Origin of the sequence: Pseudomonas sp. 3JA (assembly GCF_036961705.1) — a bacterium.
GTDB classification, from domain to species: domain Bacteria; phylum Pseudomonadota; class Gammaproteobacteria; order Pseudomonadales; family Pseudomonadaceae; genus Aquipseudomonas; species Aquipseudomonas fluorescens_Q.
Map to the genome: position 1 here is coordinate 1 of NZ_JBAMDJ010000036.1, position 23,721 is coordinate 23,721.

Here is a 23,721-nt window from a genome sequence, read left to right on the forward strand (position 1 = left end):
GCTTTTGTGCTTTTGAGCTTTTAGGCTTTTAGGCTTTTAGGCTTTTGTGGCGAGGGAGCTTGCTCCCGCTGGGCTGCGCAGCAGCCCCCTCTCAAACTCACTCAATCAAGCTGATCCACCGCGTCGCCGGGTTCTAGGGCCGCTGCGCGCCCCAGCGGGAGCAAGCTCCCTCGCCACGGGGTTGTGTGTTCAATCTTGCGATTTGGCTCTTCGGGCCTTGAAGAACTCGCTCAACACCGCGCTGCACTCCTCGGCCAGCACGCCCCCTTCATACATCACCCGATGGTTCAGGAAACCCTGGCTGAAGAACTGCCCCTGACTCTGCACGATGCCAGCCTTGGGCTCCAGGGCGCCGTAGACGACCCGGGCGATGCGCGAATGGACGATGAGGCCAGCACACATGCTGCAGGGCTCCAGCGTCACATAGAGGGTGCTGCCGGGCAGGCGATAGTTGCTCACCGCCTGGGCGGCGGCGCGGATGGCGACCATTTCCGCGTGGGCACTGGGGTCGTGGCCACTGATTGGGCAGTTGAAACCGCGTCCGATGATCTCACCGTCCTGCACCAGCACCGCGCCCACGGGCACTTCGCCCAGGGCGGCGCCTTGTGCGGCAAGGGCCAGGGCTTCGCGCATGAAGTCCTGGTCACGGCTGCGGTCGATGATCCGGGCAGGGCGAATCTGGCGCATCAAGCCACCTCGATGGCGGCCATCAGGCCGGTTTCCATGTGGTCGATCACATGGCAGTGGAACATCCACACGCCTGGATTATCCGCCACCAGCGCCACCTGCGCCCGTTCGTTCTTGCCCAGCAAGTAAGTGTCAGTGAAATACGGCACGACCTTGTGCCGGTTCGACGCGATCACCTTGAAGCTCATGCCGTGCAAATGGATCGGATGCTGGTACTGGGTCATGTTCTTCAATTCGAAAATGTAGCTCTGGCCTTTCTTCAGCGTGGCGATCGGCCGATCGGCGCAGGTCTTGTCGGTGATGTCCCAGGCCTTGCCGTTGATTTGCCACAGGCTCGGCGGCTTGCCGTTGTCGACGTTGACCGACACCGAACCGACCCATTCGAAATTGAAGTTGAGTTTCTCGGCATTGGCCAGGTCCGGCTCGGACACCGGGTTGGGCGGCAGGGCCGGCGGCCATTGGCCCGGCGCATCCGTGTTGGCCACCGAGCGCAGCGTCCCCAAGCGAACCGGGCCATTGCGCAACGACAGCTCTTCCCCGGCCGGCGGCGCCTTGATCGCCAGGCAAATGCGCATGCCCGGGCCCAGCCAGTATTCCTTGCCCAACGGGCGCGGTTCGATGGGGTTGCCGTCCAGCGCATAGATCTGCGCTTCAACGCCTGGGATGTTGATACGGTAAGTCAGGGTGTTGTCGAGGTTGAGCAAGCGCACCCGGGTGATCTGCCCGGCCGGCAGGTCGATCACCGCCTGCGGCACACCGTTGATGGTCGCCAACCGCCCGGCCGTGCCGCCACGCGCCGCCTCACGGGGAATGCTGAACTCCACGAACTGGCCTTGCTCATCCACATGCCAGCTCTTGAGGCTCAGGGTCTGTTCATACTTGAAGCCAGTCGGCTCACGCTCTTCGATGATCAATGGTCCCACCAGCCCACGCCCGAGCTCTTCGCTGCTGTTGACGTGGGGGTGATACCAGTAACTGCCGGCGTCCGGCACGCGGAATTTGTAGTCGAAATACTCGCCCGGCAGCACCGGCAGTTGCGAGACATACGGCACGCCGTCCATCTCCAGCGGCAAACGAATACCGTGCCAGTGAATGGTGGTGGCGACCGGCAGGTGATTGATGAAGCGCACCCGCAACCACTCGCCCTGGCGCACCCGCAGCTCCGTACCCGGGGCCGACGGACCGAAAGCCCAAGCCTGGGTCTTGTGCCCGGCCACCAGCTCCACGTCCAGCGGTGCGGCGATCAGTTCATAGTCGTGACCAGCCTCGGCATCGGCGCGCTTGCCCAGCCAATACCGCGACGCACCGCCTGCACCCACACCAACGACAACAAGACCGGCCAGGCCACCGAGTATTTGGCGACGGGTAAAGGACATGAACACAACCACCTATTGAATCTGCGCGAACCGGTGGATCCGCAAAAGGCGAATACGATACACCCGCGGATGAGAAACAGTAAGGCCAGCGAAAATGAAAAAAACAAAATGAAAATGCCCTGGGGAAAGTTATCCACAGGGCATTCTTTGTGCACATCGAAGCAAGCCTTTTCGGCAGGATCAGTCCATTCGCGGGTTACGTATTGCTGCGCCGCGGCGTGAAAAAGGCCAACGCCGCCGCAACGATGAACAACGCGGGCACATCGCCCAGCAGATGGCCAACGTGGCTTGTCCCGTCCATATCGACGCCGAAGGACTGCACGGCCATGATCGCGCCGTGCACGACGCTCGACCACACGGTGAACCAGATCAGGCTCAAATGTTTCATCGGATCGCGCGACGCCATCAGCAAGAACACACCGAGTGTCGCGTAGATGCCGACGATCATCAGCGGGTACTGGGAATGGCCGCTGTGCCACGCCCAGCCGGACGGCCACAGGAGCATCAGCGGCCCGATCGCGAAGATGGCGATCAGGCCAACGACGATCAAAACAATGCGCAAGGCGGCGAGTCTTTGGGTGTCGTTCATGGCGGGCTCCTTATTGCGGCATGTGTGTCGCCGTAACTGGACGCCCGTGAGTATAGACACTACTCGGGCATGCCCCCCCGCAGGTGGCTTCGCCGCAACAGGCAGAGGGCTTCAACGGTCGACGGGCTTTCCCAGGCAATATCGATCAATCACAGCAGCACCTGCTCCGCCGTCCTCCTCGAACGCCCGCGAAACGGCATCAACGATTTCGGCCCATACCCCGACCTGTTGCAGCACAACCATTCCAGAAATGATGTCGTGCACCTGTTCCTGTCAGCTAACGGTTAAGGTTGTAAAAAAACGATTAGATAATAAGAGCCGCGCACAAAAACGATTACTCCTGACAACCGGCTCGCCAAACTGAGGAAAGGCTGAACACGGCCGTCACCCAACCAAAGCATCCAACTCTTTGGAAGCCATGCCAGGTAACCGTCGCCGTTCTTTCGCAACGTTGACCTGCAAGGCCACGCGAGCCACATCCAACACGTTCCTGGCAAGCGAATAGCTGCCCTTGGCCTGCAGCCAGGTCAGCACGTCTGCCAAATGCCAGATAGATGCACTCCCCTCATGCACGGGCGTTGGGAAGCTGCTCGGATGAGCCAACATCAGCTTGCGCATGTTCTGCCGAGATACGCCTACGATCTCGGCTACGTCGGTTAGCCCGACCAAGTCAGGAGCAACCTCGATCAGCTTGGCCGACGGCACCGCACGGCGGACGTCGCCCAGGGCGCTCAGCACGGCCTGAACCGCATCAGGAGCCTCGCGAGCGAACTCAAGCGCCAGCCGCCCCGGCTGACCAATGCCTACCAAGGCATCATCGCAGCCGGCGTTACCCAACCGCTCGACCAGTTCATCCGGGGCTTCATCAGCAAGCTGATATTTCAAGATAAAGGCAAATTCCATTGTTCAACTCCTCAGCATCACCCGTGGCATGAGTATTCGCATGACCCGCAAAGTTGTCAAATGACAACCAACACTCTTTCTCACAGTGGCACTCGGGCAACAAGGTCACGGACATGCCGTCTCGACTCTGCAACGCTGTGCCATTGCGGCTGGAGGCTTGATGGAGCTTGGAATTGGCCACAAAAATGAAAAAAGCCCTGTGAAAGTTATCCACAGGGCTTTTTTCAATGCAGGTGCAGGAGCCAATAACGGCCTTCAGCGGTCCCGATATTCAGGCTTGGCTCATTCCCACTCAATCGTCGCCGGCGGCTTGCTCGACACGTCATACGTGACGCGGGAGATGCCTTCGATTTCGTTGATGATGCGCCCGGAAACGGTTTCCAGCAGCTCGTATGGCAGGTGTGCCCAGCGAGCGGTCATGAAGTCGATGGTTTCCACGGCACGCAGGGCTACGACCCAGGCGTAACGACGGCCATCGCCGACCACGCCTACCGATTTCACCGGTTGGAACACCACGAACGCCTGGCTGACCTTGTGGTACCAGTCGGCCTTGCGCAGTTCTTCGATGAAGATGTGGTCGGCGCGACGCAGCAGGTCGGCGTATTCCTTCTTCACTTCACCGAGGATCCGCACGCCCAGGCCTGGGCCCGGGAATGGGTGGCGGTAGACCATGTCGTAGGGCAGGCCCAGCTCCAGGCCGAGGCGACGAACCTCGTCCTTGAACAGTTCGCGCAGCGGCTCGACCAGCTTGAGGTTCATTTCCTCCGGCAGGCCACCGACGTTGTGGTGGGACTTGATCACGTGGGCCTTGCCGCTCTTGGCGCCGGCCGACTCGATCACGTCGGGATAGATGGTGCCCTGGGCCAGGTACTTGATGTTGTCCAGCTTGCAGGATTCGGCATCGAACACGTCGATGAAGGTACGGCCGATGATCTTGCGCTTCTTCTCCGGGTCGGACTCGCCGGCCAGGTTGTTCAGGAACTGCTCTTCGGCGTTGGCGCGGATCACCTTGACGCCCATGTTCTCGGCGAACATGGCCATCACTTGCTCGCCTTCATGCAAGCGCAGCAGGCCGTTGTCGACGAAAACGCAGGTCAGCTGATCGCCGATGGCCTTGTGCAGCAGCGCAGCGACCACCGAGGAGTCCACACCGCCGGACAGGCCCAGCAGCACGTTATCGGTACCGACCTGGGCGCGCACCTGGGCGATGGCGTCTTCAGCGATTTTCGACGGGGTCCACAGGGCTTCGCAACCGCAGATGTCGAGGATGAAGCGCGACAGGATGCGGCCGCCCTGCTTGGTGTGGGTCACTTCAGGGTGGAACTGCACGCCGTAGTAACGGCGATCATCGTTGAACATGCCGGCAATCGGGCAGCTCGGGGTGCTGGCCAGGATGTGGAAGTCTTCCGGCATCTTGGTGACTTTGTCACCGTGGCTCATCCACACGTCCAGGCCGAACAGGCCGTCAGCGTCGACGTGGTCTTCGATGCCGTCCAGCAGGCGGCTCTTGCCGACGACGTCAACGCGGGCATATCCGAACTCACGCAGGTCGGAGCCTTCTACCTTGCCGCCCAGCTGTTCGGCCATGGTCTGCATGCCGTAGCAGATACCAAAGACCGGTACGCCCAGGTCGAACACGGCTTGCGGGCAGCGCGGGCTGTCGGCTTCGTGCACGGACTCGGGGCCGCCGGCGAGAATCACGCCTTTAGGCGCGAATTCGCGAATCGCTTCGTCATCCATGTCGAACGGATGCAATTCGCAGTACACACCGATCTCACGCACGCGGCGGGCGATCAGCTGGGTGTACTGGGAACCGAAGTCGAGGATCAGGATGCGGTGAGCGTGAATGTCGAGGGCCATGACTCATTCTCATGTAGTGAATCAGAAACAACTCGGGGCTGAATGAACAGCCCCGGTGATTAACGTTTTGCTGGAAGCCTTAACCTACGCGGTAGTTCGGCGCTTCCTTGGTGATCTGCACGTCGTGGACATGGGACTCGGCCATGCCCGCGCCGGTGATACGCACAAATTCCGGCTTGGTGCGCATCTCTTCGATGTTGGCGCTGCCGGTGTAGCCCATGGAGGAACGCAGGCCGCCCATCAGTTGATGGATGATGGCGCTCAGGGTGCCTTTGTATGGCACGCGACCTTCGATGCCTTCCGGTACCAGCTTCTCGGCACCCGCGGAGGAGTCCTGGAAGTAACGGTCGGAAGAGCCCTGGGCCTGGGACATGGCACCCAGCGAACCCATGCCGCGATAAGCCTTGTAGCTACGGCCCTGGAACAGTTCGATCTCGCCCGGTGCTTCTTCGGTACCGGCAAACATCGACCCCATCATCACGCAGGAGGCACCGGCGACGATGGCCTTGGACAGGTCACCGGAGAAGCGGATACCGCCGTCGGCGATCAACGGCACGCCCGTGCCTTCAAGGGCGGCGGCGACGTTGGCGATGGCGCTGATCTGCGGCACGCCGACACCGGCAACGATACGGGTGGTGCAGATCGAGCCAGGGCCGATACCGACCTTGACCGCGTCGGCGCCAGCTTCGGCCAAGGCCTTGGCCGCAGCGCCAGTGGCGATATTGCCACCGATCACCTGCACGTCAGGGAAATTCTGCTTGACCCAGCGAACGCGGTCGATCACGCCTTTGGAGTGGCCGTGGGCGGTGTCGACCACCACCACGTCAACACCGGCACTGACCAGGGCCGCGACGCGATCACCGGTGTCCTTGCCGGTGCCGACCGCCGCGCCGACGCGCAGACGACCTTGGTCGTCCTTGCTGGCCAGCGGGTAGGCCTTGGCTTTTTCGATGTCGTTGACGGTCATCATGCCCTTGAGAGCGAATTTGTCGTCGACGATCAGCACGCGCTCGATACGGTGCTTGTGCAGCAACTCGCGGACTTCGTCCTTGTTGGTGCCTTCCTTGACCGTGACCAGGCGCTCTTTAGGCGTCATCACTTGGCGGACGGTGGCATCCAGGCGGTTCTCGAAACGCACGTCGCGGGAGGTGACGATGCCGACCAGGTCGCCATCGTGCAGCACCGGAACGCCGGAGATGTTGTGCATACGGGTCAGTTCGAACAGATCCCGGACCGTGGCGTCAGCCTCGATGGTGATCGGATCCTTGACCACGCCAGCCTCGAACCGCTTGACCTTGCGCACTTCGGCGGCCTGCTGTTCGATGGTCATGTTCTTGTGGATGATACCGATACCGCCTTCCTGGGCCATGGCAATGGCCAGACGGGCTTCGGTCACGGTGTCCATGGCGGCGGAAACCAGGGGGATATTCAGTTCGATGCCACGGGTGAGACGGGTTTTGAGACTGACTTCGTTAGGCAGTACTTCGGAATAACCGGGCACTAGGAGAATGTCGTCGAAGGTCAGAGCTTCTTGGCTGATACGCAGCATCGCGGGGGCTCCCGAGCGGGAAAATGGAAGCGCGCCATTATACTCATGGACCCTGTCTGGCTCAATGTAAAACTCTGTCTATTATTGCCGGGCTGATTGACGGAGCTAATCACCGCGTTCCGGCCATACACCGAACCCCGTGGCGAGGGAGCTTGCTCCCGCTGGACGCGCCAGCGTCCCCTTGCGATGTCATGGCTGGAAACAGGGGGCCGCTTCGCAGCCCAGCGGGAGCAAGCTCCCTCGCCACGGGGGGGGGGTGTGCACCTCTCTACAACTCCACCCTCACCCAACTCACCGGCTGATCGAGCCAATCGGCGAATTCATCGAGAAAGTCCTGCTTGAACCCCGCCTCCAGCCAATTGTTGAAAATGAACCCCAGGTTGGAAAACCCGCAGGGCTGCAGGAACAGGAAGCCATTGATGTCGTCTTCATGACCGCATTCAGGGCAAGTGAAGTTGTCGGTGCGCGCCGGCATCCAGTCTTCCAGGCTTTCGAACAGCGCTTCGCCGACTTCCCTGCGGCACTCGGCGCAACCGGCTTCTTCGAGAAAGCCCTTGGCCGGTGTATAGATGCAGCGCTTGGTGATGATCTCCAGGCCATTGATCGCTTCACCGAACGGCAAGGCTTCGGGATGCAGGACCACCTCGCGAGCACCGGGGGCAATAGCGTGGGCCATGCGATTGCCGGTGCGCCCGCAGGTGGTCAGTTGTTCTTCGACGATATTCTTGCGCACCAGCCAGCGCACGATCGCCCGAGCCCGGGGCTCGTGGACCGGCAGGGTGGAAATTTTCGGAACGATGATGCTTTGCGAGTTCATGGCGAGGCCTGGCTGTTTCCCTGGCAGGGTCTGATCAAAGGCCGGCAGCTTAAGCCCTGGCGAGGCCAGGTCAAGCACTCAGGTAGCGCCCGATCAACGCAAGGCCGCTGGCAAGCACCAGCCAGGTGACCAGCCGCACGAATGCTTCTCGCGACATTTTCATGGTCAAGCGACGCCCTACCCACAACCCCAGCGCCATGGCCGGCAACAAACACAGCGCCAGTACCAACAAGGGTAGCTCGGCATAGACCCCGGCCACGATAAACAAGCTCAGGCGCACCACGGTGCTGCAACTGATCAGGGCACTTTGCGTGGCTCGGGCCGGGTCCTTGGGCAAGCGACTGTTCAGGTAGATGGCATATAAAAAGCCGCCACTGCCAAACAACGCGCCGAACATCCCGCCCACCGTACCCATCGGAACCGCCCACAGCGCCGACAACTGTGTCGGCCGGGTCTTGATCAGCAGGCTGTAGATCGCATAGCAACTGATGAACACCCCCATCAGCAGCAACAACAGATCGGACTTGAGGTTGAGCAGGAAAATCACCCCGAGGGTGCAGCCCAGCGCCATGCACGGCAACAACCGCAGCAGCTCCGGCCGGGACACGTCCCGACGCGATGGCAGCAAGTTGCCAAAGGCCGCGACAAAATCCAACAAGACCAGCAGCGGGACGATTTTCGACAGGGGCATGAACAGCAGCAGGATGGGCGCGGCCACCAGCGCCGTGCCGAACCCGGCAATGCCGAAGACGATGTAGGCCAGGGCAATGGCCGAGCCGATCACCAGCCATTGCGCGGGGGCAAATGCCCACTGGCCCAACCATGGGAGAAGATTCATCCGGCACTTCCTTGATGAGGAGAGCGGCGACTTTAGCCAGAGGTCGGGGGCTTATCCAGCATTTGTGGTGACAGGCCTGTCGCTATCGCGAGCAAGCTCGCACACATTTGATCTTCAGTGCGACATAGGTCCCCTGCGGGAGATTCCATGTCGCAGGGCAACCCGGTCTAATTGTCTGCACACCATTGGCGAATCCCCTTATCATGCCGCCCATGATTAAAGATCCCTTTGCCCGACTGGGCCTGGACCGTGAGGTCCTGACTGTCAGCCAGCTCAACGGCCGTGCGCGGGTGTTGCTCGAAGACGTGTTCAGCAACATCTGGGTCGAGGGCGAAATCTCCAACCTCGCCCGCCCGGCCTCCGGCCACGTGTACTTCACCCTCAAGGACAGCGGTGCCCAGGTGCGTTGCGCGTTGTTCCGGCAGAACGCCGCGCGGGTTCGCCAGGCCTTGAAAGACGGGCTGGCGGTGAAGGTACGCGGCAAGGTCTCACTGTTCGAGGGCCGTGGCGACTATCAACTGATCCTCGACACCGTGGAGCCGGCCGGCGATGGCGCCCTGCGCCTGGCCTTCGATGCCCTGAAGGAAAAACTCAGCGCCGAAGGCCTGTTCAGTGCCGAACGCAAGGTGCCGCTACCGGCCCATCCACAACGCATCGGCATCATCAGCTCGCCCACCGGCGCGGTGATCCGCGACATCATCAGCGTGTTCCGCCGCCGCGCGCCGCAGATCGCCCTGACCCTGATTCCCACCGCCGTGCAGGGCCGCGAAGCCACCGCGCAAATCGTCCGCGCCCTGAAACTGGCGGACGCCCGGGGTTTCGACGCGCTGATCCTGGCCCGGGGCGGCGGTTCGCTGGAAGATTTGTGGTGCTTCAACGAAGAAGCCGTGGCCCGGGCAGTGGATGCCTGCGTTACGCCAATCGTCAGCGCCGTAGGCCATGAAACCGACGTGTCCATCAGCGATTTTGTCGCCGACGTGCGCGCCCCGACCCCGTCCGCCGCCGCCGAACTGCTGGCGCCGGATGCCGGCGAACTGGTGCGCCGGGTCGAAAGCCTGCATCGTCGATTGGTGATGCGCATGCGCGACCGCCTGATGCGCGATCAACTGCGCCTCGAAGGCCTCACCCGGCGCCTGCGCCATCCCGGTGAACGCCTGCGCCAGCAAGCCCAGCGCCTCGACGACTTGGACATGCGCCTGCGCCGGGCCTTCGAGCGCAGCCTCAATACCCGCCGCGAACGCTTGATTCGCCTGGAAACCCGCCTGGCCGGGCAACATCCGGGCCGGCACCTGGCGTTGCTGCGCCAGCGCCTGGACAGCCTCGCCGAACGCCTGCCCCGGGCGATGCGCGAAGGCCTGAAAGCGCGACGCGTGCAGTTGCACAACCAGATGCAGACGCTGCACATCGTCAGCCCCCTGGCGACCCTTGGCCGCGGCTACAGCATTCTGCTCGACGAACGCGGCCAGGCGATCCGCAGTGCCGGGCAAACCCAGACCGGCCAGCGCCTGACCGCCCGCCTTGGCGAAGGTGAGCTGCTGGTACGGGTCGAAGACAATCACCTCACGCCGGTCACCCTTTCTTTACTGGATTGATTCATGCCGCGATATCTCGCCCCTTTGCTCTTGCTGTGCCTGGCCTTCAACGCCCATGCCGACAGTTACATCACCCGCCTGCTGAACAAACCGGTGCCCGGCGGCGTGGCCGTGGTGGACCTGGGCAGCGCCGCCAAGGCTCCGAAAGCCAGTTACCAGGGCAAGCCAGTGCTGGTGGTCAAAGAACAGGACAACTGGCTGGCGATTGTCGGCATCCCGCTGACGGTGCAGCCCGGCACGCAACAGATCAGCAGTGGCGGCGGCACCCAGCCGTTCGTGGTCGGCTACAAGAAGTACCCCGAGCAACACATCACCCTGAAGAACAAGCGCCAGGTCAACCCGAACCCGGCGGACCTCAAGCGCATCGATGCCGAGCTGGCGGTGCAACTGAAGGCCTACCGCAGCTTCAGCCCGAACATCCCCAGCAACCTGTTGCTGGACAAACCAGTCAACGGCCCACTGTCGAGCAAGTTCGGCGTGCGCCGCTTCTTCAACGGCGAAGAACGCAACCCCCACGCCGGCCTGGACTTCGCCGTGCCCGCCGGCACGCCGATCAAGACCCCGGCCGCCGGCAAGGTGATCCTCACCGGTAATTACTTCTTCAATGGCAACACCGTGTTCGTCGACCATGGCCAAGGCTTCATCAGCATGTTCTGCCACATGTCAAAGATCGATGTGAAGGTCGGCCAGCAACTGGCCCGGGGCACCGTGGTGGGCAAGGTCGGCGCCACCGGCCGCGCGACCGGGCCGCACATGCACTGGAACATCAGCCTGAACGATGCGCGGGTGGATCCGGCGATTTTCATCGGTGCGTTTCAGCCCTGAGATGTGTGCCAGGGCTACTGGCCTCGTCGCGAGCAAGCTCGGCTCCCACAGGTACAGCGCTGTTCTTAAAAGTACCTACTCCCACAGGTACAGCACTCTTTCACAAGTACCGAGCTACCCTGTGGGAGCCGCTTGCTCGCGATGGGGCCGGCAGTAGCACCGCCTCTTCCTGAATTGCCGAGCCACAAACATCGACGCAATAAAACTACAAATTTCCGAAAAACTCGCGATTAAATCTCGCAAAACCTCCCCAAAGCAAAACTTCTCTCAATTTTTCCCGACTGCTTGCGATCCTCTCCTCACGCGGTTAGGGTTGAAGGCATGAAAACCTCTCACACCCTCATTCAGCTTCGCCAGCACCGCAGCCTGTGCCTCGTCAGCGCACGACTGCCGGGCTGAATCGCGGCACCTCGTTCCGGCGCTCAAGCCACCCCATTCGAACCACCGGCAGGCCGCCTTTTCCCGGCCACGACAATAAGGATTCCCCTGATGAGCATGCTCAAAGACCCGTCTTCCAAATACCGCGCCTTCCCGACCATCAACCTGCCGGATCGCACCTGGCCGTCGAAGACCATCACCGCCGCGCCGATCTGGTGCAGCTCCGACCTGCGCGACGGCAACCAGTCGCTGATCGAGCCGATGGACGCGGTCAAGAAACTGCGTTTCTGGAAAACCCTCGTTGCGGTGGGCGTGAAGGAAATCGAAGCATCGTTCCCAGCCGCTTCGCAAACCGACTTCGACTTCGTGCGCACCCTCATCGAAGAAGGCCACATCCCGGACGACACCACCATCCAGGTGCTGACCCAGGCCCGTGAAGACTTGATCGCCCGTACGTTCGAGTCCCTGCGCGGCGCGAAAAAAGCCATCGTCCACCTGTACAACGCCACCAGCCCGTCGTTCCGCCGCATCGTGTTCAACCAGGATAAGGAAGGCGTGAAGGAAATCGCGGTGAACGCGGCCAAGCTGTTCCTCAAATACGCCGCGCAGCAGCCGGAAACCCAGTGGCAGTTCGAATACTCGCCAGAAACCTTCAGCGCCACTGAACTGGAGTTCGCCAAGGAAGTCTGCGACGCAGTGATCGAAGTCTGGAACCCGACGCCCGAACGCAAGGTGATCCTCAACCTGCCCGCTACCGTGGAAGTCGCCACCCCGAACATCTACGCCGACCAGATCGAGTGGTTCCACCGCAACATCAGCCGGCGTGACAGCGTGCTCATCAGCCTGCACACCCACAACGACCGTGGCACCGGCGTGGCCGCCACCGAGCTGGGCCTGATGGCCGGTGCCGACCGTGTCGAAGGCTGCCTGTTCGGCAACGGCGAACGCACCGGTAACGTCGACCTGGTGACCGTGGCGCTGAACCTCTACACCCAGGGCGTCAACCCGGAGCTGGACTTCTCCGACATCGACGGCGTGCGCAAAGTGGTCGAGGAATGCAACCAGATTCCGGTGCACCCGCGTCATCCGTACGTTGGCGACCTGGTTCATACCGCGTTCTCCGGCTCGCACCAGGATGCCATCCGCAAGGGCTTCGCCCAGCAGAAATCGGACGGTCTGTGGGAAGTGCCATACCTGCCAATCGACCCGGCCGACATCGGTCGCAGCTACGAGGCGGTGATTCGCGTCAACAGCCAGTCGGGCAAGGGCGGTATCGCCTACCTGCTGGAGCAGGAGTACGGCATCAGCCTGCCGCGTCGCATGCAGATCGAGTTCAGCCAGGTGGTACAGCGCGAAACCGATCGCCTGGGCCTGGAAATGACCGCACAGCAGATCCACGCCTTGCTGCAGCGTGAATACCTGCAAGCCAACACTCCGTACGCACTGGTCAGCCATCGCCTGCAGGAAGAAAACGGCAACAGCGCCGTAGAAGTGGAAGTGGCCAGCAAGGGCCAGGGCGAGACCAACCTGCACTGGCGCGGCAAGGGCAACGGCGCGCTGGAAGCCCTGGTGGCCGGCCTGCCGATTCCGGTGGAGATCATGGACTACAACGAACACGCCATCGGCGCCGGCACCAATGCCAAGGCGGCGGCGTACATCGAACTGCGAGTCAACGGCGAGCGTGCGGTGCATGGCGTGGGTATCGATGAGAACATCACTACCGCTAGCTTCAAGGCGCTGTTCAGTGCGCTGAACCGCTCGCTGAGCCAGCCGGAAGCCAAGGCGGCCTGATCTACAGCTGAAATGCAAAAAGGCCCTGGGGTGTGAACCCTGGGGCCTTTTTGTTTGGCTGATGGTTGGGTGCTGACTGTACTGGCCTCATCGCGAGCAAGCTCTCCACACTGGATCTTCAGTGGAGCCGAAATCCTGTGCCCCCTGTGGGAGCGAGCTTGCTCGCGATGGCGGCCTGTCAGACAACCAAAATGTCAGGCATGGGTATCGACAGAAACGGTCATGGCCTGCAACAACGACGCCCGCAGGGTTTGCAGCATCGCTTGGGTCCCCATGATCTGGGTCTGGATGGCCATGGCCTGCTGGGCCTTCTGCTCTTCGTTGGCCTGGCTTTTCTGGACTCGGGCCAACTGGGCTTGCTGCTGGGCCAGCAGTTTCTCGGCCTGCTCGATCTGCTTTTTCAGTTGCTCGATGATGTCCCCACCGCCGCTGGCGGGAGCGCCGGCGACATTCGCGCCACGGGTATCGACCTGCAGTGTCTTGTCTTTGTCGTCGGCGTCAGTCGATGCCGCTGGACTGACCGCTTTCTCTTCTTCAGTCCCGCGGATGGAGACTTTAGGGGCTGACAATGGATAAGGGTTTACGGTGGTTGCGCTGATACTGGTCATAGGGACTTCTCCTTGGCTGACCGGTTATCGGCATGCAACACCGTTCCTTGAGGCTGAATCGTTTCAATTCGTGAATTCGAAGCGATCGGCATCCAGGTTTGCCGGAAACCGCGTGCGATACGCCGCCAGGTCCGCTGCGTTCAAGCACACCTTGAACACACCATCCGCTTCACCGGCGCTGAGCAAGCTCTCGCCCTGGAAATCCAGCACCTGGCTGTCACCGGTATAGGCGAAACCCTTGCCGTCGGTACCCACACGGTTTACCGCGGCCACGTAGCACAGGTTCTCGATCGCCCGGGCCGGCAACAGCCGATTCCAGTGCAGACGCCGCGCCCCGGGCCAGTTGGCGGTGTATAGCAGCAGGTCGGTGTCCTCGGCGTCGCGGCTCCAGACCGGGAAGCGCAGGTCGTAGCAAATCAGCGGACGAATCCGCCAGCCCTTGAGCTCGAACAGCACCTGTCGCTCACCCGGGGTGTAGTGGTTGTGCTCCCCCGCCATGCGAAACAGATGGCGCTTGTCGTAATGCAACACTTCGCCATCCGGCCGCGCCCAGAGCAAGCGATTGCGATGGCTACCGTCCGCGGCCTGGATGATCACACTGCCGGTAATCACCGCGTCCAGCTTCGCGGCCTGGGCCTTGAGCCATTGGCGCGTCGGGCCGTTCTCCGGCTCCGCCAGGGTCTCGGATTCCATGGAGAAACCCGTGGTGAACATCTCTGGCAGGATGATCAGATCAGCCCCACGTGCCTGCTCAAGCAACGCTTCGAAATGCTCAAGGTTGGCCCGGCGGTCGTGCCAGGCCAGGGTGGTCTGGACCAGTGCAATGTCGAGGTCCGGTAACGTGCTCAGATCACGCATAGTTTTTCCGCCGCTTCGCGCAGCGTCTCCTCGCGTTTGGCAAAGCACAGGCGCACCAGGCGCTGGCCTTGGGGTGGGTCCTGGTAGAACACCGAGATCGGAATCGTCGCCACGCCATGCTCGCGGGTCATCCACACGGCCATGTCGACGTCATTCAGGTCCGGGCGAATCTGCGAGTAGTCCACCAACTGGAAATAAGTGCCGGTCACGCGCTTGAAGCTGAACCGTGACGGGGCGAGCAGATCGCAGAACAGGTCACGCTTGGCCTGGTAGAAGTCCGGCAGTCCGTTGACGTGTTCCGGATGTTCGGCCATGTAGTCGGCCAGGGCGTACTGCAACGGCGTCACGCCACAGAAGCTGACGTACTGGTGCACCTTGCGCAGTTCCGCCGTCAAGGCCGCTGGCGCCACCACGTAGCCGGTTTTCCAGCCGGTGACGTGGTAGGTCTTGCCGAACGAACTGACCACGAAGGCGCGGCGGTACAGTTCTTCATGGGCCAGGACACTGGCGTGGGCGACGCCGTCGAACACCAGGTGTTCGTAGACCTCGTCGCTGACCAGGTAGATGTCACGGTCGCGAATCAGCGTCGCCAACTGATCCAGTTCGGCGCGGCTAATCAGGGCACCACTGGGGTTGTGCGGCGAGTTGAGGATGATCATGCGCGTACGCGGGCTCAGGGCTTCGCCGAGCTTCTCGAAGTCGATGGCGAAGTCATCCAGGCCCAATGGCACGTGCACGCAGCGCCCACCGGCCAATAGAACGGAAGGCTCGTAGCTGTCATAGCTAGGATCGAAAACGATCACTTCGTCACCGCTGTGGACCACCGCCGCGATGGCACAGAAAATCGCCTGGGTCGCGCCAGGGGTCACGGTGACCTCTTGATCGGCATCGACGTTGGCGCCGTAGCTGCGGGCGATCTTCGCTGCGATCTGCTGGCGTAGCGCCGGCAGGCCGGTCATGGGCGAATATTGGTTATGGCCTTGGGCAATGTGCCGGCCAACCGCATCGCGCAGGGCCTGCGGGCCATCGAAATCGGGAAATCCCTGGGACAGATTGAGCGCACCGGTCTGCGCCGCGAGCAGGGACATCTGAGTAAAGATAGTGATGCCGACATTCGGCAACTTGCTGGTGATCATCAAGGGTTCCCTGCTCTGCACCCGGCTCTGATGCGGCGCGGGAGAGCTCGAGAATAGCCCAATCGCCGGGCATGAAAAAGGGTGCCACCAAGGGCACCCTTTTCATGTCGCCGAACGACCGTGGCGAGGGAGCTTGCTCCCGCTGGGCTGCGCAGCAGCCCCTGGGTTGTGCCTGATGCACTGCGGGGGCAGAGACATCTGGGGGGCGCTTCGCACCCCAGCGGGAGCAAGCTCCCTCGCCACACAAGCTTCCGGGCAACAGGTATTGAATCAGCGCTTGTCGCGGCGCTTCTTGTCAGCCTTCTTGTGGTGCGACATCAAGCGGCGCTTCTTGTTGACCTGGCGGTCGGTGAGCGTGTTCTTGTTGCCTTCGTACGGGTTCTCGCCGCCCTTGAACTCGATGCGGATCGGCGTGCCGACCAGCTTCAGGACGCGACGGTAGGTGTTTTCCAGGTAACGGACGTACGACTTGGGCACCTTCTCGATCTGGTTACCGTGGATCACGATAATCGGCGGGTTGGCACCGCCCAAGTGGGCGTAGCGCAGTTTGATCCGACGGTTGTTGACCATCGGTGGCGCGTGCTCGCCTACCGCATCTTCGAGGATCTGGGTGAGGCGGTTGGTCGGCCAGCGGGTCACCGCCGACTTGAACGAGTTCTGCACCGAAGCGTAGAGGTTGCCCACGCCCGTGCCGTGCAGGGCCGAGATGAAGTGGATGTCGGCGAAGTCGACGAAGAACAGGCGACGTTGCAATTCGACCTTGACGAAATCCCGTTCGCTCGGCGTCATGCCATCCCACTTGTTGATCGCGATGACCAGCGCACGACCGGCTTCCAGGGCGAAACCCAGCAGGTTCAGGTCGTGATCGACCACGCCTTCGCGGGCGTCCATCACGAAGATCACCACGTTGGCGTCTTTGATCGCTTGCAGGGTCTTGACCACGGAGAACTTTTCAACTTCTTCGTGGATCTTGCCGCGCTTGCGCACACCGGCGGTGTCGATCAGCGTGTACTTCTCTTCGTTACGCTCGAAGGGAATGTAGATACTGTCGCGGGTGGTGCCGGGCTGGTCGTAGACGATAACCCGGTCTTCGCCGAGCATGCGGTTGACCAGCGTCGACTTGCCCACGTTCGGACGGCCGATGATCGCGATCTTGATCCCGTCTTTCTCGCTTGGGCCCGGAATGCGCTTGGCTTCCTCGCCTTCGGCAACGATCTCTTCCTCGCCCTCTTCCGGCTCTTCCACGTCGTCCTTGGGGAAACTCTCCAGGGCGATTTCCAGCATCTGGGTGATGCCACGACCGTGGGCGCCGGCGATCGGGATCGCCTGGCCCATGCCCAACGGTGCGAATTCGGCGCGGGCCATGTCCGGGTCGATGTTGTCGACCTTGTTGGCGACCACGTAGGAGCGCTTGTTACGCTTGCGCAAATGCTCGGCGATCATCTGGTCGGCGGCGGTAAAACCGGCCTTGGCGTCTACCAGGAACAGCACCACATCGGCTTCTTCAATGGCGAGCAACGACTGCTCGGCCATTTTTTCGTCCATGCCATGTTCATCACCGGAGATGCCGCCGGTGTCGACCAGAATATAGGTACGCCCTTGCCACTTGGCCTCACCGTATTGGCGATCACGGGTCAGACCGGACAAGTCGCCGACAATGGCGTCGCGAGTCCTGGTCAGGCGGTTGAACAAGGTGGACTTGCCGACGTTCGGTCGGCCCACCAGGGCGATTACGGGAACCATGCGGCTCTCCACTTCGTTATTTCAGAAAATACAAAAGCCGCTGCGAGGCAGCGGCTGGTGCTCGGGGCAGTCTGTGCAAGCCCTGCAAACCTTGAGAACAAGGCCGCTTGGGGGGATTAGCCCCAAGCATAGTCTTACTTGATGGTCAGGGCTTCCAGTTTGCCGCTGTTGCCATACACATAGATCATGTTGCCCACCACCAGCGGACGGGCACGCAGGCCGTCGCTGTCGATGCGCTCACGACCGACGAAACGACCGTCCACCTGGCTGAGCAGGTGCAGATAACCTTCCAGGTCACCCACTGCAACGTAGCTGGAGAACACTTCCGGGGCCGACAGTTGACGACGGGCCAGGGAGTCGTTGCTCCACAAGGCGGTGGTGGAACGTTCGTCAACGCCTTCGACGGTGCCCGAGGACAGGCTCACGTAGACGCTGCCAAAACCCTGGGCGACACCGGCGTAGCTGGACGCATCGCGCTGCCACAACGGACGACCGCTTTCCAGGTCCAGTGCCGCCACGCGGCCCTGATAGCTGGCGACGTACAGCGTACCGCCGGACAGCAGCAAGCCACCGTCGATGTCGACCACACGCTCCAGCTCCGAACGACCTTGCGGGATCGCTACGCGCTGTTCCCAGACCGGCACGCCGTTGGAAACATCCAGGGCCACCACTTTACCGGTCGACAAGCCAGCCACCGCCAGGCGGTTGGTGACGATCGGCGCGCTGGTGCCGCGCAGGGTCAGTACCGCCGGGGTGCTGTCGTACAACCAGCGCTGGTTGCCGGTGGCGGCATCCAGGCCGATCAGGCGGTCGTCCTGGGTCTGGACCACCACCACGTCACCGTTGGTGGCCGGCGGTGCGAGCACTTCGCTGGTCACGCGGGCGCGCCATTTCTCTTCACCGCTGCTCGCGTCCAGGGCGACGATCTCGCCCTTGAGCGTGCCGATCATGACCAGGCCGTAACCCACGCCAACGGCGCCGGAAACAGGCAGTTCGAGATCTTTCTCCCATTTGACGTCACCGTTGGTACGGTCCATCGCCATGACCACGCCCGTGACGTCGCCGGCATAGATGGTGTCGCCATCGATGGCCGGCACCAGCATGTTGTAGGTTTCACCCTGGCCATCGCCGATGGAACGGCTCCACTGCTTCTGCAGCACGACTTCTTCTTTGAAGTCGGTAAGTTCGGCTGGCGGCAGTTCTTTCTTGCTGTTGCTGCTGCAACCCGCGGCCAGAATGGCCAGGGCCAGCAATGCTGCATGTTTCCACTGGATCACGTCACGCATCCCCTTTGGCCAGGTCGTCCAGCTTGATTTGCAGGCCACCGACCGCGGCTTCATCCGACAGCGCAGCCTTGGCTTTTTGGTAGGCCGCATGGGCCTCATCGGCACGGCCCAGCTGTACCAGCAGGTCGCCCTTGAGTTCTTCGCGGGTCGCCAGGAACGCCTTGTCGGCATCGCCGTCGAGCAGCTTCAAGGCGTCTTCGGCCTTGTTCTGTGCCGCCAGCACCTGCGCCAGGCGCTGACGCGCCACTTCGCCCAGGGTCGGGTTGGCCGGTTTGTCGACGATACCTTTGAGCTCGGTGGCCGCGTCGTCCAATTTGCCGCTGTCCACCGCCACCTTGGCCACGAACAGGCGACCGTACTGCGCGTAGGCAGTGCCGCCGAATTCCTTGTCCAGCTTGCCGGCCAGGTCCGCCACGCGGGCCGCGTCAGGCTTGCCGTCCGGGGTCAGGGTGGTTTCCAGCAATTGCTGGTAGAGCACCGAGGCGCCTTGCGACTGGTTGCTCTGGTATTTCTGGTAGGCCTGCCAGCCGAACACGATGACCAGCGCCAACAGGCCGCCAGTGACCAGCGGCTTGCCGTTGCGCGTCCACCAGTCCTTCAAATCCGCCAGCTGTTCATCTTCGGTACTCGACACCCCAATACTCCTTAATCGCTAAATCGGCTGTTTGACAGCTTCAACCCTGCACGACGCAGGTGGCCAGGTGTGCAGCAAGCGCATCCCAGGCAATGCTTTGTTGCTCGCCCTGGCCACGCAGGGGTTTGAAACCTACCACTTGTTGGGCCAGTTCGTCGTCACCGAGGATCAGTGCGTACAGCGCACCGCTCTTGTCGGCCTTCTTGAACTGGCTCTTGAAGCTGCCGGCGCCGGCGTTGATCTGCAAGCGCAGGTTGGGCAACTGGTCGCGGATCCGCTCGCTCAACGACAAGGCGGCCAGTTCGGCGGCCTCGCCAAAGGCGCACAGGTAGACGTCGACCTGACGGGACAGTTCTTCGGGGACCTTGTCCAAGGCTTCCAGCATCAGCACCAGGCGCTCGATGCCCATGGCAAAGCCCACGCCCGGGGTCGGCTTGCCGCCCATCTGTTCAACCAGTCCGTCGTAGCGGCCGCCAGCACATACGGTGCCTTGGGCGCCGAGTTTGTCGGTGACCCACTCGAAGACGGTCTTGCTGTAGTAGTCCAGACCACGGACCAACTTGGGATTGATCACGTAAGGGATGCCCACGGCGTCCAGGCGCGCCTTCAACCCTTCGAAGTGCGCACGGGATTCGTCGTCGAGGTAGTCGGCCATTTTCGGCGCGTCGACCAGGACTGCTTGGGTCTCGGCATTCTTGGTGTCGAGCACACGCAGCGGGTTGGTCTTCAGACGGCGCTGGCTGTCTTCGTCGAGCTTGTCCAGGTGGGCAGAAAGAAACTCCACCAACGCTTCACGGTAGCGGCCACGGGACTCGCTGGTGCCCAGGCTGTTGAGCTCGAGCTTGACCGCATCACGCAGCCCCAGCTCGCCCCACAGGCGCCAGGTCATGACAATCAGCTCGGCGTCGATGTCCGGCCCCTCGAGGTTGAACACCTCCAGGCCAATCTGGTGGAACTGGCGATAACGGCCTTTCTGCGGACGCTCGTGACGAAACATCGGGCCGACGTACCAGAGTTTCTGCACCTGGCCGCCGCCGGTGATGCCGTGCTCGAGCACCGCACGCACGCAGGCCGCCGTGCCTTCGGGGCGCAGGGTCAGGGAGTCGCCGTTGCGGTCGTCGAAGGTGTACATCTCTTTTTCGACGATGTCGGTCACTTCACCGATGGAGCGCTTGAACAGCTCGGTGAACTCGACGATCGGCATGCGGATCTGCCGATAGCCGTAGTTATCCAGCAGACGCGCCACAGTGCCCTCGAAATAGCGCCACAGGGGCGTCTGCTCGGGCAGGATGTCGTTCATGCCACGAATGGCTTGCAGGGACTTGCTCACGTGTATTCCTTAATCTTTCGACTTAACCGCGCGCGATGACCGCTGCGTCGGCTTCGACCTTTTCGGCCGCTTTCTGGCGAATCAGCCGTTCCAGCTCATCCACCAGATTGTCATTCGTCAGTTTCTGCGACGGCTTGCCGTCGATGTAAATCAGGTTCGGTGTACCGCCAGTCAGGCCGATGTGCGCCTCCTTGGCTTCGCCCGGCCCGTTGACCACGCAACCGATCACCGCGACATCCAGCGGCACCAGCAGGTCTTCGAGGCGCCCTTCCAGCTCGTTCATGGTCTTGACCACATCGAAGTTCTGCCGCGAGCAGCTCGGGCAGGCGATGAAGTTGATGCCACGGGAACGCAGGTGCAGGGACTTGAGAATGTCGTAGCCGACTTTCACTTCCTCGACCGGGTCAGCCGCCAACGAGATGCGGATGGTATCGCCAATCCCTTCGGCGAGCAGCATACCGAGGCCGACGGCGGATTTCACCGTGCCCGAACGCAACCCACCGGCTTCGGTGATGCCCAGGTGCAGCGGCTGGACGATTTCCTTGGCCAGCAGGCGGTAGGCTTCGACGGCCATGAACACGTCGGACGCCTTCACGCTGACCTTGAAGTCCTGGAAATTCAGGCGTTCGAGGTGCTCGACGTGGCGCAGGGCCGATTCCACCAGTGCCGCCGGGGTCGGTTCGCCGTATTTCTTTTGCAGGTCTTTTTCCAGGGAACCGGCGTTCACGCCGATGCGGATCGGGATGCCTCGGTCGCGGGCGGCATCCACTACGGCACGGACACGGTCTTCGCGACCGATGTTGCCCGGGTTGATGCGCAGGCAATCCACGCCCAACTCCGCCACGCGCAGGGCGATGCGGTAGTCGAAGTGGATGTCGGCCACCAAGGGGACCTTGACCAGTTGCTTGATCTTGCCGAACGCCTCGGCGGCGTCCATGTCCGGCACCGATACGCGCACGATGTCGACACCGGCGGCTTCCAGGCGGTTGATCTGGGCGACCGTGGCGGCCACGTCATTGGTGTCGCTGTTGGTCATGCTCTGCACAGCGATAGGCGCATCGCCGCCCACGGGCACGTTACCGACCCAGATCTTTCGGGATTCGCGACGCTTGATTGGAGATTCGCCGTGCATGACTTATTGACCCAACTTCAGGCGAGCGGTCTCGCCACTGGTGAACGGAGCGATGTCGACCGGCTGGCCGTTGTAGCTGACCTGCGCGCCACGGGCATAACCCAGGCGTACGGCAAACGGCGGCTTGCCATTGACGGCGGTGCTGTCGCCCTTGCGCTTGAGGCCACTGAACAGCACCTTGCCGTTGCCGTCGGTGATCTGCGTCCAGCAGTCGGCGACAAACTGGATCTGCACCTGGCCTTCACCTGCGGCTGGAGCCGGGGTCGGGGCCGCCGGAGCTGCCGGAGCAACTGGCGCGGCTGGCGCAGCGTGGGTCGCAGGCGCAGCCGCGGTTGGCGCTGGCGTGCTCGGTGCGGCAGGTGCCGTGGCAATCGGTGCAGCCGGCGCTGCTGGTGCAACTGGCGCAGGGGCTGGAGCAGCCGGCTCGGCACCCGCTTCGGCATTGGCGTCCTGGTCCTGTGGCAACGCCAGGGCGGTCTCGCCTTCGGCCTGGCCTTCGACGACAGCCTGGTCTTCCGGCTCGTCCAGCGGATGGATCTGGGTGGTGCCGTCGGCGCCTTCGACCTCGACGTGCTCAGGGTTCATGGCGACCGGCTCCTTGTTGCGCAAGGAAGCCTGGTCCTGCCACCAGACAAAACCGCCACCAATCACCGCGATCAGCAGCAACAGGCTGACAATTCGCAAAATGGTGTGGGAAACGCGAACCGGCTCCTCGATGCGCCCCAGGCTGTGCACGTTGCTGCCCTGGGCATCGGAACCGGTGTATTGATCGAATTGCTGAACCAGCACGGTCTGGTCCATGCCGAGCAACTTGGCATAGGCGCGGATATAGCCCCGGGCAAAGGTATGCCCAGGCAGCTTGTCGAACGCGCCCGCTTCCAGATTGCCGAGGGAGGCCACGGTGAGATTGAGCTTGAGGGCCACTTCGGCCAGCGACCAACCATTGCTTTCGCGGGCTTGACGCAGGGTCTCACCAGGATTTACGCGAGTCGCTGCTACAACTTCGGGATGCGCCGCTTTCATCATTGCTCCGACAGGTATTGCTGATATTCCGGCGTACCGGGATAGAGTCTTTTGAGTTGCAGGCCGTAACTTGCAGCCTTGTCGCGATCTTCAAACACATGTGCCAGCCGAACGCCGAGCAATAGACTACGTGCATTTTGCTCACTCAGCAGGCTAAAACGCTCGTAGTAGTCACGCGCGGGCACATAATGCCTGTCTTCGTAGGACAACTCAGCCATTTCCAGCAGCGCCCGCGGTTGCTGGCGGTTGAGCCGCAGCGCCTTTTCCAGTTGCTGGCGGGCCAGGTCGCGCTGGCCGAGCTGCGCAGCCGTCATGCCGAGGTTTTCGAAAACCCGCGAACGCTCAGGGTAAAGGGTGTCGGCGGCAGCCTGCTCGAAGCGCTCGTAGGCGTCCTTGTAGCGTTTCTGCTCGAAAAGAAAACTGCCGTAGTTGTTCAGGATCCGCGCGTCTTGCGGGCGGGCAGACAGCGCCTTGCGAAAATGCTGGTCGGCCAGCTCCGGCTCCATCTCGGCCTGGAACACCAGGGCCAGGGCCGCATTGGCATCCGGGTCGGAGTCGTCCAGTTCCAGGGCTTTCTTGAGCGGCACCTTGGCCCGTTCGGTCATGCCCTGCTGCAGGTAGCCAATGCCCAGCTGCACGTAGGCCACACGCGCCTCGTCGCGCCCTTTGCTGGTCCTCATCGGGTTGTAGTCACCCGACAGGACACAACCGGAACAAAGGCCGGCCAACAGCAAAACGAGCGCGAAGCGCAGGGACATAGAGTTCC

General features: G+C 62.1%; 21 protein-coding genes. 3 read left to right on the top strand and 18 right to left on the bottom strand.

Translation table 11 applies throughout. The annotated features are described in order from the left end of the window. Positions 1–189: 189 nt before the first annotated feature. From tadA to V7773_RS23580, 8 genes are all read right to left on the bottom strand, one after another. A complete protein-coding gene (gene tadA, locus V7773_RS23545) occupies positions 190–687 on the bottom strand; it encodes a tRNA adenosine(34) deaminase TadA (protein ID WP_336075462.1) in 498 nt (165 codons plus the stop codon). Then, positions 687–2,063: a multicopper oxidase family protein gene (locus V7773_RS23550; RefSeq protein WP_336075463.1), complete on the bottom strand. Its 1,377-nt coding sequence runs from the start codon at positions 2,061–2,063 to the stop codon at positions 687–689. The genes tadA and V7773_RS23550 overlap by 1 nt, the downstream gene beginning before the upstream one ends. A 196-nt stretch (positions 2,064–2,259) precedes the next feature. After that, a complete protein-coding gene (locus V7773_RS23555) occupies positions 2,260–2,652 on the bottom strand; it encodes a DUF6632 domain-containing protein (RefSeq protein ID WP_336075464.1) in 393 nt (130 codons plus the stop codon). A 384-nt stretch (positions 2,653–3,036) separates the two neighbouring features. Then, a complete protein-coding gene (locus V7773_RS23560) occupies positions 3,037–3,555 on the bottom strand; it encodes a helix-turn-helix transcriptional regulator (protein ID WP_336075465.1) in 519 nt (172 codons plus the stop codon). A 282-nt stretch (positions 3,556–3,837) separates the two neighbouring features. Further along, a complete protein-coding gene (gene guaA / locus V7773_RS23565; RefSeq protein ID WP_045155136.1) occupies positions 3,838–5,415 on the bottom strand; it encodes a glutamine-hydrolyzing GMP synthase in 1,578 nt (525 codons plus the stop codon). 79 nt (positions 5,416–5,494) lie between these two features. Then, entirely contained in the window at positions 5,495–6,964 is a 1,470-nt protein-coding gene (guaB, locus tag V7773_RS23570; RefSeq protein ID WP_092143865.1) for an IMP dehydrogenase, read from the bottom strand. A 268-nt stretch (positions 6,965–7,232) separates the two neighbouring features. After that, a complete protein-coding gene (locus V7773_RS23575; RefSeq protein WP_063325161.1) occupies positions 7,233–7,781 on the bottom strand; it encodes a hypothetical protein in 549 nt (182 codons plus the stop codon). Between the two features lie 70 nt (positions 7,782–7,851). Next, on the bottom strand, positions 7,852–8,619 hold the full coding sequence (locus V7773_RS23580) for a sulfite exporter TauE/SafE family protein (protein ID WP_336075469.1): 768 nt from the start codon (positions 8,617–8,619) through the stop codon (positions 7,852–7,854). A 212-nt stretch (positions 8,620–8,831) separates the two neighbouring features. Here V7773_RS23580 and xseA point away from each other — a divergent pair, with 212 nt between their 5' ends. The 3 genes from xseA (at position 8,832) to leuA (ending at position 13,205) form a co-directional block, all read left to right on the top strand. Continuing rightward, complete coding sequence (gene xseA, locus V7773_RS23585) at positions 8,832–10,211, top strand: exodeoxyribonuclease VII large subunit (protein WP_336075471.1); 1,380 nt, start codon at positions 8,832–8,834, stop codon at positions 10,209–10,211. Positions 10,212–10,214: 3 nt separating this feature from the next. Next, positions 10,215–11,036, top strand: coding sequence for a peptidoglycan DD-metalloendopeptidase family protein (locus V7773_RS23590; protein ID WP_092143859.1), 822 nt, complete (start codon positions 10,215–10,217; stop codon positions 11,034–11,036). A gap of 489 nt (positions 11,037–11,525) precedes the next feature. Further along, on the top strand, positions 11,526–13,205 hold the full coding sequence (gene leuA, locus V7773_RS23595; protein ID WP_336075474.1) for a 2-isopropylmalate synthase: 1,680 nt from the start codon (positions 11,526–11,528) through the stop codon (positions 13,203–13,205). 194 nt (positions 13,206–13,399) lie between these two features. Here leuA and V7773_RS23600 read toward each other — a convergent pair whose 3' ends face one another. The 10 genes from V7773_RS23600 to pilW all read right to left on the bottom strand — a co-directional run bounded on the left by V7773_RS23600 (position 13,400) and on the right by pilW (position 23,713). Then, positions 13,400–13,813: a hypothetical protein gene (locus V7773_RS23600; protein WP_336075477.1), complete on the bottom strand. Its 414-nt coding sequence runs from the start codon at positions 13,811–13,813 to the stop codon at positions 13,400–13,402. 63 nt (positions 13,814–13,876) lie between these two features. Further along, on the bottom strand, positions 13,877–14,671 hold the full coding sequence (locus tag V7773_RS23605; RefSeq protein WP_092144298.1) for an amidohydrolase: 795 nt from the start codon (positions 14,669–14,671) through the stop codon (positions 13,877–13,879). Continuing rightward, on the bottom strand, positions 14,659–15,807 hold the full coding sequence (locus V7773_RS23610) for a pyridoxal phosphate-dependent aminotransferase (RefSeq protein WP_336075478.1): 1,149 nt from the start codon (positions 15,805–15,807) through the stop codon (positions 14,659–14,661). The genes V7773_RS23605 and V7773_RS23610 overlap by 13 nt, the downstream gene beginning before the upstream one ends. A 270-nt stretch (positions 15,808–16,077) precedes the next feature. Beyond that, positions 16,078–17,550: a ribosome biogenesis GTPase Der gene (gene der / locus V7773_RS23615; protein WP_063322847.1), complete on the bottom strand. Its 1,473-nt coding sequence runs from the start codon at positions 17,548–17,550 to the stop codon at positions 16,078–16,080. Between the two features lie 134 nt (positions 17,551–17,684). Next, positions 17,685–18,836 carry an outer membrane protein assembly factor BamB gene (gene bamB, locus V7773_RS23620; protein WP_092349020.1) on the bottom strand — a complete coding sequence of 384 codons (1,152 nt, stop codon included), beginning with the start codon at positions 18,834–18,836 and terminating at the stop codon, positions 17,685–17,687. After that, on the bottom strand, positions 18,829–19,470 hold the full coding sequence (locus tag V7773_RS23625) for a YfgM family protein (RefSeq protein WP_003198017.1): 642 nt from the start codon (positions 19,468–19,470) through the stop codon (positions 18,829–18,831). The genes bamB and V7773_RS23625 overlap by 8 nt, the downstream gene beginning before the upstream one ends. A 40-nt stretch (positions 19,471–19,510) precedes the next feature. After that, positions 19,511–20,800, bottom strand: coding sequence for a histidine--tRNA ligase (hisS, locus tag V7773_RS23630; RefSeq protein WP_014336698.1), 1,290 nt, complete (start codon positions 20,798–20,800; stop codon positions 19,511–19,513). A gap of 22 nt (positions 20,801–20,822) precedes the next feature. Next, positions 20,823–21,932, bottom strand: coding sequence for a flavodoxin-dependent (E)-4-hydroxy-3-methylbut-2-enyl-diphosphate synthase (gene ispG / locus V7773_RS23635; protein ID WP_003185136.1), 1,110 nt, complete (start codon positions 21,930–21,932; stop codon positions 20,823–20,825). A 3-nt stretch (positions 21,933–21,935) separates the two neighbouring features. Continuing rightward, entirely contained in the window at positions 21,936–22,955 is a 1,020-nt protein-coding gene (locus V7773_RS23640; protein ID WP_336075483.1) for a RodZ family helix-turn-helix domain-containing protein, read from the bottom strand. Then, a complete protein-coding gene (pilW, locus tag V7773_RS23645; RefSeq protein WP_063322851.1) occupies positions 22,955–23,713 on the bottom strand; it encodes a type IV pilus biogenesis/stability protein PilW in 759 nt (252 codons plus the stop codon). Before pilW ends, V7773_RS23640 begins: the two co-directional genes overlap by 1 nt. Between the last annotated feature and the right edge of the window lie 8 nt (positions 23,714–23,721).

Excerpts from the sequence above, each read along its gene's own strand:
- tadA (WP_336075462.1), bottom strand. The coding sequence starts at position 687 with ATGCGCCAGATTCGCCCTGCCCGGATCATCGACCGCAGCCGTGACCAG.
- V7773_RS23550 (WP_336075463.1), bottom strand. The coding sequence starts at position 2,063 with ATGTCCTTTACCCGTCGCCAAATACTCGGTGGCCTGGCCGGTCTTGTT.
- V7773_RS23555 (WP_336075464.1), bottom strand. The coding sequence starts at position 2,652 with ATGAACGACACCCAAAGACTCGCCGCCTTGCGCATTGTTTTGATCGTC.
- V7773_RS23560 (WP_336075465.1), bottom strand. The coding sequence starts at position 3,555 with ATGGAATTTGCCTTTATCTTGAAATATCAGCTTGCTGATGAAGCCCCG.
- guaA (WP_045155136.1), bottom strand. The coding sequence starts at position 5,415 with ATGGCCCTCGACATTCACGCTCACCGCATCCTGATCCTCGACTTCGGT.
- guaB (WP_092143865.1), bottom strand. The coding sequence starts at position 6,964 with ATGCTGCGTATCAGCCAAGAAGCTCTGACCTTCGACGACATTCTCCTA.
- V7773_RS23575 (WP_063325161.1), bottom strand. The coding sequence starts at position 7,781 with ATGAACTCGCAAAGCATCATCGTTCCGAAAATTTCCACCCTGCCGGTC.
- V7773_RS23580 (WP_336075469.1), bottom strand. The coding sequence starts at position 8,619 with ATGAATCTTCTCCCATGGTTGGGCCAGTGGGCATTTGCCCCCGCGCAA.
- xseA (WP_336075471.1), top strand. The coding sequence starts at position 8,832 with ATGATTAAAGATCCCTTTGCCCGACTGGGCCTGGACCGTGAGGTCCTG.
- V7773_RS23590 (WP_092143859.1), top strand. The coding sequence starts at position 10,215 with ATGCCGCGATATCTCGCCCCTTTGCTCTTGCTGTGCCTGGCCTTCAAC.
- leuA (WP_336075474.1), top strand. The coding sequence starts at position 11,526 with ATGAGCATGCTCAAAGACCCGTCTTCCAAATACCGCGCCTTCCCGACC.
- V7773_RS23600 (WP_336075477.1), bottom strand. The coding sequence starts at position 13,813 with ATGACCAGTATCAGCGCAACCACCGTAAACCCTTATCCATTGTCAGCC.
- V7773_RS23605 (WP_092144298.1), bottom strand. The coding sequence starts at position 14,671 with ATGCGTGATCTGAGCACGTTACCGGACCTCGACATTGCACTGGTCCAG.
- V7773_RS23610 (WP_336075478.1), bottom strand. The coding sequence starts at position 15,807 with ATGATCACCAGCAAGTTGCCGAATGTCGGCATCACTATCTTTACTCAG.
- der (WP_063322847.1), bottom strand. The coding sequence starts at position 17,550 with ATGGTTCCCGTAATCGCCCTGGTGGGCCGACCGAACGTCGGCAAGTCC.
- bamB (WP_092349020.1), bottom strand. The coding sequence starts at position 18,836 with ATGCGTGACGTGATCCAGTGGAAACATGCAGCATTGCTGGCCCTGGCC.
- ispG (WP_003185136.1), bottom strand. The coding sequence starts at position 21,932 with ATGCACGGCGAATCTCCAATCAAGCGTCGCGAATCCCGAAAGATCTGG.
- V7773_RS23640 (WP_336075483.1), bottom strand. The coding sequence starts at position 22,955 with ATGAAAGCGGCGCATCCCGAAGTTGTAGCAGCGACTCGCGTAAATCCT.
- pilW (WP_063322851.1), bottom strand. The coding sequence starts at position 23,713 with ATGTCCCTGCGCTTCGCGCTCGTTTTGCTGTTGGCCGGCCTTTGTTCC.